17 protein-coding genes are annotated in these 13,698 nt (G+C 48.4%); 6 read left to right on the top strand and 11 right to left on the bottom strand.

Annotated elements, in window-relative coordinates; all coding sequences use genetic code 11:
- The first annotated feature begins 1 nt into the window (after position 1).
- From fliP to fliR, 3 genes are read left to right on the top strand one after another with little or no spacing between them, the layout of a single operon-like run.
- A complete protein-coding gene (gene fliP, locus BIY29_RS03185) occupies positions 2–775 on the top strand; it encodes a flagellar type III secretion system pore protein FliP (protein ID WP_121573708.1) in 774 nt (257 codons plus the stop codon).
- Between the two features lie 26 nt (positions 776–801).
- Positions 802–1,071: a flagellar biosynthesis protein FliQ gene (fliQ, locus tag BIY29_RS03180; protein WP_121573707.1), complete on the top strand. Its 270-nt coding sequence runs from the start codon at positions 802–804 to the stop codon at positions 1,069–1,071.
- Between the two features lie 2 nt (positions 1,072–1,073).
- Entirely contained in the window at positions 1,074–1,856 is a 783-nt protein-coding gene (gene fliR / locus BIY29_RS03175) for a flagellar biosynthetic protein FliR (RefSeq protein WP_121573706.1), read from the top strand.
- A 94-nt stretch (positions 1,857–1,950) separates the two neighbouring features.
- Here fliR and flgL read toward each other — a convergent pair whose 3' ends face one another.
- The 11 genes from flgL to flgB all read right to left on the bottom strand — a co-directional run bounded on the left by flgL (position 1,951) and on the right by flgB (position 11,951).
- Complete coding sequence (gene flgL, locus BIY29_RS03170; protein ID WP_121573705.1) at positions 1,951–2,916, bottom strand: flagellar hook-associated protein FlgL; 966 nt, start codon at positions 2,914–2,916, stop codon at positions 1,951–1,953.
- A gap of 44 nt (positions 2,917–2,960) precedes the next feature.
- The gene (flgK, locus tag BIY29_RS03165) at positions 2,961–4,610 is read right to left on the bottom strand and encodes a flagellar hook-associated protein FlgK (protein ID WP_121573704.1); all 1,650 of its coding nucleotides are present in this window, start codon (positions 4,608–4,610) and stop codon (positions 2,961–2,963) included.
- Between the two features lie 113 nt (positions 4,611–4,723).
- Positions 4,724–5,698: a flagellar assembly peptidoglycan hydrolase FlgJ gene (gene flgJ, locus BIY29_RS03160; RefSeq protein ID WP_240629927.1), complete on the bottom strand. Its 975-nt coding sequence runs from the start codon at positions 5,696–5,698 to the stop codon at positions 4,724–4,726.
- On the bottom strand, positions 5,698–6,801 hold the full coding sequence (locus BIY29_RS03155) for a flagellar basal body P-ring protein FlgI (protein ID WP_121573702.1): 1,104 nt from the start codon (positions 6,799–6,801) through the stop codon (positions 5,698–5,700). Before BIY29_RS03155 ends, flgJ begins: the two co-directional genes overlap by 1 nt.
- 16 nt (positions 6,802–6,817) lie before the next feature.
- Positions 6,818–7,468 carry a flagellar basal body L-ring protein FlgH gene (locus BIY29_RS03150; protein ID WP_420808400.1) on the bottom strand — a complete coding sequence of 217 codons (651 nt, stop codon included), beginning with the start codon at positions 7,466–7,468 and terminating at the stop codon, positions 6,818–6,820.
- 105 nt (positions 7,469–7,573) lie between these two features.
- On the bottom strand, positions 7,574–8,356 hold the full coding sequence (gene flgG / locus BIY29_RS03145) for a flagellar basal-body rod protein FlgG (protein WP_121573700.1): 783 nt from the start codon (positions 8,354–8,356) through the stop codon (positions 7,574–7,576).
- 21 nt (positions 8,357–8,377) lie between these two features.
- On the bottom strand, positions 8,378–9,133 hold the full coding sequence (locus BIY29_RS03140; protein WP_121573699.1) for a flagellar basal body rod protein FlgF: 756 nt from the start codon (positions 9,131–9,133) through the stop codon (positions 8,378–8,380).
- Positions 9,134–9,154: 21 nt separating this feature from the next.
- Positions 9,155–10,363 carry a flagellar hook protein FlgE gene (gene flgE / locus BIY29_RS03135; RefSeq protein WP_121573698.1) on the bottom strand — a complete coding sequence of 403 codons (1,209 nt, stop codon included), beginning with the start codon at positions 10,361–10,363 and terminating at the stop codon, positions 9,155–9,157.
- Between the two features lie 75 nt (positions 10,364–10,438).
- On the bottom strand, positions 10,439–11,116 hold the full coding sequence (gene flgD / locus BIY29_RS03130) for a flagellar hook assembly protein FlgD (RefSeq protein WP_121573697.1): 678 nt from the start codon (positions 11,114–11,116) through the stop codon (positions 10,439–10,441).
- A 10-nt stretch (positions 11,117–11,126) separates the two neighbouring features.
- Entirely contained in the window at positions 11,127–11,531 is a 405-nt protein-coding gene (gene flgC, locus BIY29_RS03125) for a flagellar basal body rod protein FlgC (protein WP_121573695.1), read from the bottom strand.
- A 6-nt stretch (positions 11,532–11,537) separates the two neighbouring features.
- On the bottom strand, positions 11,538–11,951 hold the full coding sequence (gene flgB, locus BIY29_RS03120) for a flagellar basal body rod protein FlgB (protein WP_121573693.1): 414 nt from the start codon (positions 11,949–11,951) through the stop codon (positions 11,538–11,540).
- A gap of 217 nt (positions 11,952–12,168) precedes the next feature.
- Between flgB and flgA the strand changes: the two genes are divergently transcribed.
- From flgA to BIY29_RS03105, 3 genes are all read left to right on the top strand, one after another.
- Complete coding sequence (flgA, locus tag BIY29_RS03115) at positions 12,169–12,852, top strand: flagellar basal body P-ring formation chaperone FlgA (RefSeq protein ID WP_121573691.1); 684 nt, start codon at positions 12,169–12,171, stop codon at positions 12,850–12,852.
- 81 nt (positions 12,853–12,933) lie between these two features.
- Positions 12,934–13,236: a flagellar biosynthesis anti-sigma factor FlgM gene (gene flgM, locus BIY29_RS03110; RefSeq protein WP_121573689.1), complete on the top strand. Its 303-nt coding sequence runs from the start codon at positions 12,934–12,936 to the stop codon at positions 13,234–13,236.
- Positions 13,233–13,688 carry a flagella synthesis protein FlgN gene (locus tag BIY29_RS03105; protein WP_121573687.1) on the top strand — a complete coding sequence of 152 codons (456 nt, stop codon included), beginning with the start codon at positions 13,233–13,235 and terminating at the stop codon, positions 13,686–13,688. The genes flgM and BIY29_RS03105 overlap by 4 nt, the downstream gene beginning before the upstream one ends.
- Positions 13,689–13,698: the final 10 nt, after the last annotated feature.

Raw genomic sequence — 13,698 nt, 5'->3', positions numbered from 1 at the left:
AATGACCCAACGTGTATCATCCTGTTTATTGCGCGTATCTCGGTTGCTGGTGTATCCAATTGCAGGTAGTTTGCTGCTTCTGGCTCCTGCTGCTTTTGCTCAGTTACCAGGGTTAGTAAGCCAACCGTTGGCAAATGGCGGACAAAGCTGGACGTTACCGGTTCAGACGTTGGTTCTGCTGACGTCGCTAACATTTATTCCGGCGGCGCTGTTGATGATGACCAGTTTCACCCGGATTATCATCGTGCTTAGTCTGTTGCGCAATGCGATGGGTACCCCCTCGGCCCCGCCTAATCAGATATTACTGGGGCTCAGTCTTTTCCTGACGTTTTTTATTATGTCGCCGGTGCTAACCAATATTTATCAGGATGCCTACCTTCCTTTCAGTCAGGACAAAATCAGCATGGAAGTGGCTATTGAGCGTGGCTCCCAACCTTTACGCGAATTTATGCTGCGTCAAACACGTGAAGCTGATTTAGCTCTTTTTACGCGTCTGGCCAACATCCCTGCACCGGACGGCCCGGAAGCTGTCCCTATGCGAGTACTGTTGCCGTCTTTTGTAACCAGTGAATTGAAAACTGCATTTCAGATCGGCTTTACCGTATTTATTCCTTTTCTCATTATTGATTTAGTGGTTGCCAGTGTTCTGATGGCACTGGGAATGATGATGGTGCCACCGGCTACGGTTTCACTTCCGTTTAAACTGATGCTATTTGTTCTTATTGACGGTTGGCAACTTCTCTTAGGTTCCCTGGCACAGAGTTTTTATAGTTGATGTAAAAAGCAGTTTGGGGAAAAACAATGACACCAGAATCAGTAATGGCTCTCGGTTACGAAGCAATGAAGATTGCATTGTTACTGGCCGCGCCACTTTTGCTTGCAGCGCTGTTTAGCGGATTAATAGTTAGCTTGTTGCAGGCAGCAACGCAAATTAATGAAATGACACTCTCTTTTATTCCAAAAATACTGTCCGTATTTGTTACCATTCTCATTGCTGGCCCCTGGATGCTCACTCTAATCCTTGATTATATGAGAACACTTTTCAGTAACCTGCCAACAATTATCGGCTAGCCATGATTGAATTTGACAGCCAGTCTTATAGTGAATGGATGGTGCAATATTTCTGGCCATTCGTCAGGCTACTGGCGCTGGTGGCAACGGCCCCCGTACTTAGCGAACGCGAAATTAACTTTCGGGTGAAAATTGGCCTGTCCCTACTGATAACTTTTCTCATCGCTCCTCATATTGAGCCTAACTCAACACCTATTTTTTCCGTAGCAGGAATATGGTTACTGCTTCAGCAATTGATTATTGGCATTACTTTGGGATTAACCATGCAGTTGGCTTTTGCTGTTTTTCGGCACGCTGGAGAAGTGATTGGCCTGCAAATGGGATTATCTTTCGCTACCTTTTTCGATCCATCTGGCGGCCCGAACATGCCCGTATTAGCCAGGTTTCTGAATCTGCTGGCAATGTTGCTGTTTCTCACCTTTGATGGGCATCTGTGGCTTATATCTATGCTATCCGATAGTTTTCATACCCTGCCGATTGGCAGCGGGCAATTAAATGCCAATGTTTTTTTATCGGTAGCCAGAGCTGGCAGTATCATCTTTATTAATGGACTAATGCTGGCTCTGCCCGTCATTACATTGCTGCTGATGATTAACCTGGCGCTCGGTATACTAAACCGTGTTTCTCCGCAGCTGTCTGTCTTTGTTATTGGTTTTCCCGTCACCTTGACCATAGGGATATTAACCATAGGGTTATTGCTTCCGTTAGTTGCCCCGTTTGCCGAACACGTATTCGGTGAAGTCTTCGATTTGCTGGCAAATATATTGTCAGACTTACCGTCTTGATAATAATTAGAGTAAAAAAAAGTGTGTCATCATTAACGATGACACACATAAAAAATGTGCCCGGTTTTTAGCACATTTAAATTGCTTGAACGTTTTATCCGTTAATCTGGAATAATGATAAATCTTTCATACCAGAGAAAGCTTGCAGCGCAGCCTGTAATGTTGTCTGCTGTAAAATATAGTCAGAATAGGTTGAGATTAGATCAGCCCCGACTAATGACTCCATCCGATCCGAATATAAAATATCACGCGAACTACCAATCGTATTCAGCGTGGTCAACTCGTTAATTTTACTTCCCACCTCTGCCTGTACAGTGAGCACATTATCCAACGAATTACTGAGTCCGCGATTAGCCTTGTCCATCAGAGCAGTATAGGCCTCGGAATCTGCCTCTGTACTTTCATTCAAAGGCATATTCAGGGCTTCCAGCGCATAATCAATGGTATTGAAGATATTACTTTCACTGGCGGAGCCATCAGGTTCCCCAGTGAAACCGGCCGCCAACGTCATAAATATGCTGCTGCCGGTATTACCGGTAGTCAGTGTACGGCTCGCATCCACTTGCAGACTTATCGCCGTATCACCACCAACGTAACTGACGTTGCCATCCGCATCGACGGAAAAAGGCGCGCTATCTGTTGCATAACCGGCAAAAATATAATTACCGTTGCTGTCTGTACTGTTGGCCAAAGACACTAATTGATCTTTATATCCTTGTAATTCAGTAGCCATTGATTGGCGATCCGCATCACTGTAGGTAGTATTGCCCGCCTTCACCACCAGGGTCTGAATACTTTGCACTACATCAACAACCTGATCCAGTATGGTGCTTTCCAGATTTAAACTGCTTGATGCGCTTGAACGCGCCGCCGTATATTGGCTGCTGGCTGCCTGAGTCTGCGCCAAAATAACTGCCTGAGAAGACGCTATCGGATCGTCCGATGGCGAATTAACTCTCTTTTCTGACGCCATCTGTAGCGCGGTTTTCTGGAACTTGCTATTCGCATCGTTAATATTATTAATTAAAGTCTGGTAACTATTCGTTGTGCTAAGACGCATCGGATCGTCCTCTTGCTAAATTTATGCTCTAAATGGACGGAGAATCAGTTATTTACTGCCGCCAGTAATGAATCAAATATAGTACTTGCGGTAGACAGTACCTTCGCATTGGCAAGGTAATACTGCTGGTAACGCGTCAAATCGATATATTCTTCATTCAGATCAACGCCTGAAATAGACTGCTGCCTCTCGGTAAGCTGATCGACGATGTTGGATTGAACCGTCCTGTTGGTTTCCGCACTCTGCGCCTTGACGCCAATATCACTGACTAAAGAAGCATAAGCATCATTAAAGGTCGCATTACCGCCAACCAGGTTTTGATTTTGCAAATTCAATAGTTTCAACGCGTTGGTATTATCGCTTTCCCCACCGCCACTACCTGCGGCAACCAGCGCGACATCCGTTACGCTGACGGATAAACTGTTGATGACATCGCTTACGGTGTTAACGATAAAAGTGTCATCTTCCGACGCACTACCGCTTACCGTCACCGTCAGACCATCAAAACTTAACGTTGTATTGCCGTCACCGTCAGTGCCGCTGGTCGCGGCCACACTGGCATTATCTGACACACGGGTTACTTGCCAGGCTGAACCATCATAGCTTAATGAATAATCGCTGGCTTTAACCGCGCTGGTATCCGTATAGGCGGCGGATAACGTGGCGGCACCGCTGTTCTTCGTGCTGCTCATCACGCTGGGGGAAGCAAAGCTGAAAAAGTCAGTTCCCGCGTCACCGTTTAAATCTACCCCGGCACTGTGCTGAATATTAAAGCTATCCGCCAGGGTCAATGCAACCAGCCCAAGTTGATTACGCGTACTATCCAGCACGTCAGTGCGGAATGATAATAATCCGCTGATGCTGCCGCCAGTCAGGGTTCCCTCATCAATCTCGACCGGATCACCGATACCATTATCATAAGCAACCGTGATACGGGATGTATCTGTACTGGAGGCGACCGCAGATAACTTATAAGCCGTATCACCCTGAACCAAAGTCTGGCCATTTGAAAGACTGACATTAATAACATTGCTGTCCTGAGTACTGACCGTTACGCCAACCAGCTTATTCAGGTTATCGATTAATAGATCGCGCTGATCCAACAAGTCATTTGCCGAATTCCCACTGCTGCCCAGACGGGTTATTTGCTGGTTAATATCAGCAATTTGCGTAGCATAGTTATTAACCAAATCAATATTTGTCGACAGTTGCTGATTAATCGCGCTATCCATATCGCGCAGATAGGTATCCGCACTGACAAACTGGTTGACCAAACTTTCCGCGCTGCTGATTACCGTCTGGCGTGCTGAAGTATCACTGGCATTTTCCGTCAATGACTGTAAACCGGAGAAGAAGGAAGACATCATGGTGGAAAGGCTGTTTTCACTATCGGACAGCAAGTTATCCACTTGAGAAATTTGCTCATAATAAGCATTGGTTGACTCGTAGCTGGCCGTCGATGCACGCAACTGCGCAACAACCAGAGCGTCATAAGCACGTTCAACCGACAAAATCGTCACGCCAGTACCAACCGAACCATAGCTGGTCAAAGTACCCGCACTTTCCGCCAGTTTGACGTTCTGACGGTTATAACCATCGGTGCTAGAGTTGGCAATATTATTTGATGTGGCACTTAACGCAAGATTTGCCGCCTTCAGGCCTGAAGATGCAATATTAATTAAAGAACTGGCCATTATATTTCCTTCTTCTGCCATCGGGGGAGACCCGATAACGCTTCGTCTATTCTATTTATCGGCGTTCAGGAGTGAAACTTGAGGGAGACTCAGGTAAAGATAGCGATAAAAATTTAAAATAAAGTGTTTAAATCATGTGTATAAGCCTGCGCCGCTTTTTGGGCTGAACTACGAATTTGTTCAATAATCTGCACCAATTTCGCACCATAATTCGGATCCGTCGCATAGCCTGCTTTCTGTAACGCATAGGCCCCCTGTTCCGCACTATTAGCATTCAACACATCTTTGTAGCGGGAGTTTTTTGTCAGCAGAGTAATATAGTCGTTTATTGCGTGCAGATAGGAATCGTACACTCTGAAATCCTGCTTCAATTTATAAGGCTGGCCGTTCTTATATTCCGTGGTCATGACAGACGCAACATCACCGTCCCAGCTACTACCTGCTTTCACACCAAAAATGTTGTGGCTGGTTTTTCCGTCACTGGTCATAATTTCTCGTTTTCCCCATCCGGATTCCAGTATCGCCTGAGCCATAATAAGGTGATGTGGTATGCCGCTCTGCAAGCTGGCAATCATCGCCGGAATAGACAGACGATCAGAAAAAGACGCATTGGTAGCCGAATCCGAATAACCTGCAACCGAATTTTGCTTTGAGTCGGTTTCCGGCTGAGTACGACGAAAAAATTCACCGATAAGGGCTGGCGGCATGGCGGCACTCGCCAGCCGTTCCTGCCCCAGCGGCATGGGGGTTTTGCCAACTTGTTCGTCTGGCTCGGTAGCCGCATGATGGCTCAATTGTTTAACCATCATATCCGCCAGCCCCAAACCTTTTGCCGACAAATTCTGGGCAACCTGCTGATCATACATGCTGGTGTACATACGTGTTTGATCGCTGCTCAACAACCCATCCTGAGGAAGAGTATTACGCATACTCTTCAACATCATATTGACGAACAGTCCTTCAACCTGCTGGGCCACTTTGTGCAGTGCGCCGGGGGTATTCTGTACGGCCTCACGGCGTAATCCATTCACGGATTGTACATCGTAGGCTGCCGAGGCCTGATCCATCAGGTTGCCGGACGGTAACATCAGATAATCTCCACATCGGCTTTCAGGCATCCGGCACTGTGCATTGCCTGTAGGATTGACATCAGATCCATCGGCGTTGCCCCCAGCGCATTCATCGCACGTATAACATTATTTAAATTAGCGCTGGCGTTGACACGCTGTAGGGAGCCCCCTTCCTGTCGGACAGAGATTTCGGTCTGTTGCGTTACCACCGTCTGACCGCCGGCCAAAGGCGCATTCGGCTGGCTGACGGCCTGCTGATTGTCCACGACAACAGAGAGGTTGCCCTGCGCCACCGCACAGGAATCCAGCATGACACTCCGGTTCATGACAACGGAACCCGTACGGGAATTGATAATAACTTTGGCATCTATTTCCCCTACGTCTACACGGATATCCTGTATCTGCGCCAGAAAACGAACCTGCTGGCTATTGTTTTGCGGCAGCACGACTTCCACCGTACGTCCATCCAGCGCCTGAGCGCTACCAATGCTGTTCTGACGGTTGATTGCGTCACTGATACGCTGGGCAAGACTAAAATCTTCCTGCTTCAGTTGCAGAGTAATCCGGTTTGAATTACCAAATGTGTTGGGAAGTTCTCTCTCGATAATCGCACCGTTATTAATCCTACCGCCGGAAAGCTGGTTAACCTTCACCTGGCTTCCACCTGACGACGCCCCGGCGCCGCCAACCAAAAGGTTACCCTGAGCCAGGGCATAAACTTGGTTGTCAACCCCCTTCAACGGCGTCATCAGCAGGGTTCCCCCACGCAGGCTCTTTGCCGAGCCAAGTGAAGAAACCACTACGTCAATTTTTTGTCCGGCACGGGCAAAAGCCGGGTAGTTAGCCGTTACCATTACCGCCGCAACGTTTTTCAACTGCATATTTGTCCCGCTGGGTACGGTAATACCGAGCTGAGAGAGCATATTGGTCAGACTTTGCGTGGTAAATGGGGTCTGGGTAGTCTGATCGCCTGTTCCATCCAGACCGACCACCAGACCATAACCAATAAGCGGGTTATCACGCACACCCTGGATGTCAACCAGATCACGCAACCGCTCTGCCGATACGGATGAAATCAGCGCCAGCATAAAAAATAAGCTCATAACCAGTTGGCGGTACATTGACATAATTAACCTCTTAGAATGGTGCAATGTTAAGGAAGAATCGTTGCAGCCATCCCATGTTCTGCGCTTCGTTAATATAGCCTTTACCTACATATTCAATTCTGGCATCAGCTACCTGGGTTGATACCACGGAATTGCTTCCTGTGATGGTCCTTGGATTCACGATGCCGGAAAACCGGATATATTCAGCGCCCTGATTAATGGCAATCTGCTTTTCCCCTATCACTTTCAGATTGCCATTGGTCAGAACATCACTGACTGTCACAGTGATCGTTCCTGAAAACGTATTCTGCGCACTGGCCCCGCCTGCCCCTTCAAAATCGCTTGTGCCCGATGCTGCCAGATCGGCTTTGCCATTGCCAAGCAACCCGTTTAATGAACGCGGTACGGTCGTCAAGCCAACGGATGAAGAACCATCACGGCTGGCATTCGCCGATGAACTTTTACTTGCGCTGACATTTTCCTGCAAAGTAATGGTCAAGATATCCCCAACGTTCCGGGGCCGACGATCTTCAAATAATGGCTGATAACCATAGTTCATCGGCTGTACAGACTGAAAAATAGAACCATTGGTAGCATACAACTGAGCGGGCGCAGGCGACGCGCTGGTTTCACCTTCCACCAACGACTTATGCGGGATGTATGCGCATCCGGTCAGAATCATCGTCGCCAGTAACGGCCAGCTTAGTCGCCTTTGCCATAATAAAGGCTTTGAAGTCCAACAACACAACATGCTTAACCTTATGTTCTTTTTGTGCCAGGGATTAATTCAGAGCTGTGTTAAGCGTTGCAACATAGCATCGGAGGTCGATACGGCTTTGCTGTTAATTTCATACGCACGTTGAACCTGGATCATATCGACCAGTTCCTCAGCAACGTTGACGTTTGAGGTTTCAACATAGCCCTGATACAGCAGCCCTGCACCATTTTGCCCCGGCGTTGATTCGGTCGGCGCACCGGAACTTTCCGTTTCCTGGTACAGATTTTCACCCAGACTTTGCAGCCCGGTAGGGTTAATAAATGTACTGAGCGTCAGTTGACCAACCTGGTTGGCTGCCGTTTGTCCCTGTAGCGTTACGCTGACGACGCCATCGCGTGCTACCGTCATGGTTAAGGCGGTATCCGGTATGGTAATGGCAGGCTGTACCATATAACCGCTGGATGTCACCAGTTGGCCGTTGGAATCAAGCTGAAAAGAGCCATCACGCGTGTATGCCGTGGTGCCATCCGGTAACTGAATCTGGAAAAAACCCTGACCATTGATAGCAACATCTTTGCTGTTTTCGGTTTGCTCCAGATTGCCCTGACTGTGTAAGCGTTCAGTCGTCACCGGGCGGACGCCCGTACCTAACTGTAAACCAGAGGGCAATGTGGTTTGCTCCGATGACTGAGCTCCCGGCTGACGGACGGTCTGATACAGCAGATCCTCAAATACCGCCCGCTGTCTTTTAAACCCATTGGTACTCACGTTCGCCAGGTTGTTGGAAATAACATCCATATTGGTTTGTTGAGCATCAAGCCCTGTTTTGGCAATCCAGAGGGAGCGGATCATAATGTTTCCTTAATAGAAAATTTAGCTGATAGCCAGCAACTGGTTAGCACTTTGGGCATTTTGATCAACGCTGCTGATAATTTTCATCTGCATCTCAAAACGTCGGGAATTGCCAATCATGTCGACCAGAGTATTGACGGTGTTCACATTGCTTCCTTCCAGTACGCCGGGCATAACTCTGACCGCGTCATCGTTTGGCAGCGCGTTACCTGCCTGCTGACGTGCAGCCTCGGTCAAATGAAAGAGGCCATCATCACCGCGAACCAGTTGCTGCGGATCAGAGCTCACTAACTTCAACGCCCCGACCTGGGCAATCGTGTTGGGATCATCACCATCCCCCAAAGAAGAAATCGTTCCGTCCGCCGCGATAGAGATACTTGCCTGAGTCGGCACGGTCAGCGGGCCAGCATCACCAACAACGGGATAACCCTGAATCCGCAACTGCCCCGTCGCATCAACCTGAATGGCGCCGTTGCGCGTATAGGCTTCTTCACCATTCGGCAACTGTACTGCAAGCCAGCCCTGATCCTGCAAGGCAACATCCAGAGAACGCGCAGTGTAGTTCAACGGCCCCTGAGACATATCGGCGGTTGGCGTTGATGCCACCACCAGCGTCCGCGTTTGCAATGTCGGCCCTTCTACCGGAACCGCACGCATAGCGGTTAACTGCGCCCGAAAGCCTGGCGTGGACGAATTAGCCAGATTATTGGCAATAACCGAGTGCTGTTCCAGCGTTTGGCTGGCAGCCCCCATAGCAGTGTAAATTGCGTGATCCATAAAGCTATCCTGTACGTTTTATTAACGCAGGTTCACCAGCGTGTTCAGAATGGCGTCCTGGGTTTTAATCGTCTGCGCGTTCGACTGGTAGTTACGTTGAGCAACGATCATGTTGACCAGTTCAGCGCTTAGATCGACGTTTGACGACTCCAACGCACCACTGGTCAGTGAACCGAATACCCCGACGCCCGCAGTACCGACAATCGCCGCACCTGAAGAGGCCGTTGACGACCAGACATTATCCCCTTCAGCTTTCAAACCCTGCGGATTGGCAAAGCTTGCCATAACGATCTGCCCCAGTAACTGGGTTTGCCCGTTGGAATAGGTGCCGGTGATGGTGCCATCGCTATTGATGGTGTAAGAAGAGAGGCTGCCAGCCATATAACCATCCTGAGTTGAACTGCTGATGGTGCTGGCACTGGCGCTTTGCTGGGTTGTGCCGGTGAACGAAATGGCAAAGGTGTTGTCATCTGAGCCGTTAATCCCATTGGTGGCGACGTTCAGTTCTGTCGTTCCGGTTAACATACCGCTACCGTCAAAAGTCAGCGTACCTAATGTCTGGGGTTCCGCCGCCGCATCGCTGCTGTCAACACCATAAACGTTCCAGGTATTATCGTTCGTTTTAGCAAAATACAGGTTAACGTTGTGGGTGTTGCCCTGACTGTCATAGGTGGTCAGCGTGCGTGAATAGCTATAGGTACTGGCATCCGTTGCATCAAACGTTGTACCGGCAGGTATTGTATCGGCGCTGGAGTTCAGGTTGAGTACCATGCTTGCGCTGTTGGTGGCGTTGGCAGCGATATCGCCGGAGGGGATATTGATCGCCGTAGGTTCAGCGCCGGTATTTATGGTCGGCGGCGTACCCGTTGCTGCATAACCCGTCAGGTAATAACCACTGCTGTTAACAATATTGCGCTCACTATCCAGTGAAAGTTCACCATTACGTGAGTAGTAAACCGAACCATTTTCATCGGTCATACGGAAAAAGCCAGTACCGGCGATGGCCACATCCAGCCCCCGATCGGTAGACTCAACCGTACCATCACCAAAATCCTGACTGACTGACGCCACTTTGACCCCCAGACCAACCTGGGAAGACGCAAAAATATCGGCAAAGGATACCGATGCAGCTTTAAAACCGGTTGTTTCCGAGTTGGCAATGTTGTTACCAATCACATCCAAATTGCTGGATGCCGCATTTAAACCACTAATCGCCTGTGAAAAACCCATAGCAGGGCACCTCTTGAATAAAGTAAGTTACGCAAAACACTGTGGTTATCTACACCCAGCGCAGAGAGATAAAAATCAAATAATCTGTTTAACATCGCTAAGTGTTGCGGTTCCCGACAGGCCCAGATTGAGCGTGGCGGTATCTGAACTCGTATTGACGCCATAAACCAGCGCATATTTGAGCGGTGTAGCCACCACGCTGCTTCCAGATGACGACGTAGCCGTCACCGTATAGCTGTAGCTGCCTTCCGCAACGGCGGCGCCGGTGTCATCCGTGCCATCCCAACTGTAAGTCTGAACACCTGCGCTTTGTTCTCCTAGAGTAACGGTACGCACAGTACTGCCACTTGAATCTTTGATGGCCACCGTCACGTTGCTGGCCGCATTGTCCAGTTCAATACCAAATGGCGTAACCGAACTGCTCTCCCCAACCACAATACTGTTGCCAGATATCAGCACGCCATGACCAATCAGGGTTGATGCTTGTAACGTCTGGCTGGTGTCCAGTTGTCCAGAAATCGACCCCAGTGTAGTGTTGAGTTTCTCAATACCATTAAGCGTACTAATTTGCGCCAACTGACTGGTTAACTGACTGTTATCCATAGGATTGGTGGGATCCTGATTTTGTAATTGCGCCACCAGTAACGTCAGAAACTGACTTTGGAGATCTGAACTGCTGTTGCCTGTTGATGACGATGTAGTGGTAACCGTACTGGAATCGGTTGACTCATTAACTGAAATAGCAATGCTCATTTCCCCTCCGTTACTGCCCTAATGTCAGCGTTTTCTGCATGAGTGTTTTTGTTGTGTTCAGGACTTCCACATTAGCCTGATAACTTCTTGAGGCTGAAATGGAGTTAACCATTTCGGCAGTAACATCAACATTTGGCATACGAACATAGCCCCGTTCGTCAGCAAGTGGATTGCCAGGTTGATAGACCAGTTTGTCAGGCGACGGATCGTCAACAATGCTGTCTACCCGAACGCCGCCGATGTCCTGACCTGCAGGCGCAGCCACTTTGAACACTACCTGTTTTGCACGATATGGCGTACCATCAGGACCGGTAACGCTGTCAGCATTGGCCAGATTACTGGCGCTCACGTTCATACGCTGCGATTGTGCCGTCAGTGCCGAACCTGAAATTTCGAAAATATTGAGTAATGACATAGGTCGTTATTTATCCTGTAATACTGACGTCATACCTTTAATCTGTCCGCTCAAAACGGTAAGACTGGTTTGATAACGCAGGCTATTATCAGCAAAGTTGGTTCTTTCCCGGTCCATATCGACCGTATTGCCATCTAATGCAGGCTGATCAGGTACCCGATACAACAGATCCAGTAAGGGTGGCGATGATGTCTGCGCGGGTATGTGCCGGGATGATGTCACCGAGAGAGAAAGCCCTGAACCGGATGCTCTGCCTTGCTCAATAGCTTTGGTTAGCTCCGTGGAAAAATCAATATCGCGTGCCTGATAACCTGGCGTATCCGCATTAGCAACATTGCCAGCCAGGATCTCCTGGCGCTGCGCACGTAAATTCAGTGCTTCTTGTTGAAAGCGTAAGGCCGCATCAAGTTTGTCCAGCATCTCTCTAATTTCTCCACAGGAATTCACGTCAGCAGACACTACCCAGTGCAGGTAGCATAAACGGGATAGAGATAGCCTTATCGCTGGAATAAGCGGGAAATGAGTAGCTAATTTCCCGATTGGCCTGGCTGGTGAAAAGGTAAACTTACCACCGTGGAATATATTCCTGACGGCGTTGTAAAGCTGATTAGGACGTTAAATCAATTAACGAGGGCAAATGATGGGGGGCAAGCGGCTGGTTTGGTTTAACGGCGTTTTAGCTTTACTGACGGGTATGTCAGTCTTCGCCAGTGAACCATCATCGCAGGTATTATCCTCGCAAATAGAAACATTTATCCGTCAGCAGATTACTATTCCTGTTGAGCATATTGATGTGAAGATAAAAACCCCCGCGTCCAGCTTGTCAAACTGCTCCGCGCCGCTGTTTGCCCTCCCTTCTCGTAATAAAATATGGGGAAATCTGAGCATTAGAGTCACCTGTGGCTCTGACAAATATTTTGTGCAGGCCAGCGTTCAGGTAACGGGCGATTATCTTGTGGCCACGCGTCCCATTCCTGCCAAACATGAAATCAGCATGGATGATATAAAATGGCAGCGGGGTAGGATCGACACCTTCCCCACCATGCCAGTAACCGCTCTCGATCAGGTTCTTGGTTCTGTCAGTCAACGGATGATCGGCACCGGACAACCACTGCAGGCAAAAATGTTCCGTCAGCCGTGGGCGGTCAAATCCGGGCAAACGGTACAGGTCATCGCCAGTGGAGCCGGTTTTAGTATCAGTAGTGAAGGTAAAGTGATGAATAACGCGGTATTGAATGATAAAGTCAGGGTCAGAATGAATTCTGGTCAGATAGTCAACGGCTCAGTAGAAGCTGACGGTACCGTTAAGGTTGCGTTATAAATAATTAAAGATTTTGCTCAGTTAGCCGATAGACAATCATAACACCCGTTGCCTGTTTGCCAAACGACCTGAGAGGACATCATGAGTATCGATAGTACACGCCCGATATCCGGGGTAAAATCTGTTCAAAGTCAGGATGCAGATTTAACCCCTCATGCCAAAAGCAAGACCAGTCATGCGTCTGTACAGAGTACGGCTACCAGTGAAACGCAGGTAAATCTCAGTAACGCTCAGGCGCAGCTCACTCAATCAAGTGAACTGGATATCAATATTGAGAAAGTTGAAAATTTGAAACAGGCTATCCGTAACGGCGAATTAAAGGTTGATACCAGTAAGATAGCGGATGCACTGATTGCAGAAGCACAGTCGGGAATAGACCGATGATGGCTGAGTCAACGATGGACATGTTTGACATTTTAACCCGCATACAAGATTCCCTGCACCAGCTTGACGACATATTGATTCAGGAACAGCAAGAGTTGAGTGCAGCTCGCGTTAATGCCGCTTTTTTGCATCGTTTAACTGAAAATAAAAATGAACAGTTGTCTACTCTCAGTCATTTTGACAAGTTACGAATTCAGATGGAGCAAACACTCTCCATTTACGCGCCTTACGATCAGGATCCAGAACTCAATAATTGCTGGCTGGCTATTCAGCGTCAGACCCGCCATCTGAGCCAAAATAATCACCGTAATGGCCTTCTGCTAGAACAACATTTAAAACATACGCAAGATGCGCTCGGTTTTTTGGAAAAGAAAAACCAACCAAACCTCTATGGACCGGATGGTCAGTCGCACCGTCAGGGAAACAAGCTGGGCCGAAAATTTGGCGTTTAGGTTGTGTGAT

Source organism: Brenneria alni (assembly GCF_003666245.1).
In the GTDB taxonomy this organism is placed as follows: domain Bacteria; phylum Pseudomonadota; class Gammaproteobacteria; order Enterobacterales; family Enterobacteriaceae; genus Brenneria; species Brenneria alni.
This window is presented reverse-complemented; position numbering and strand designations above follow the sequence as displayed.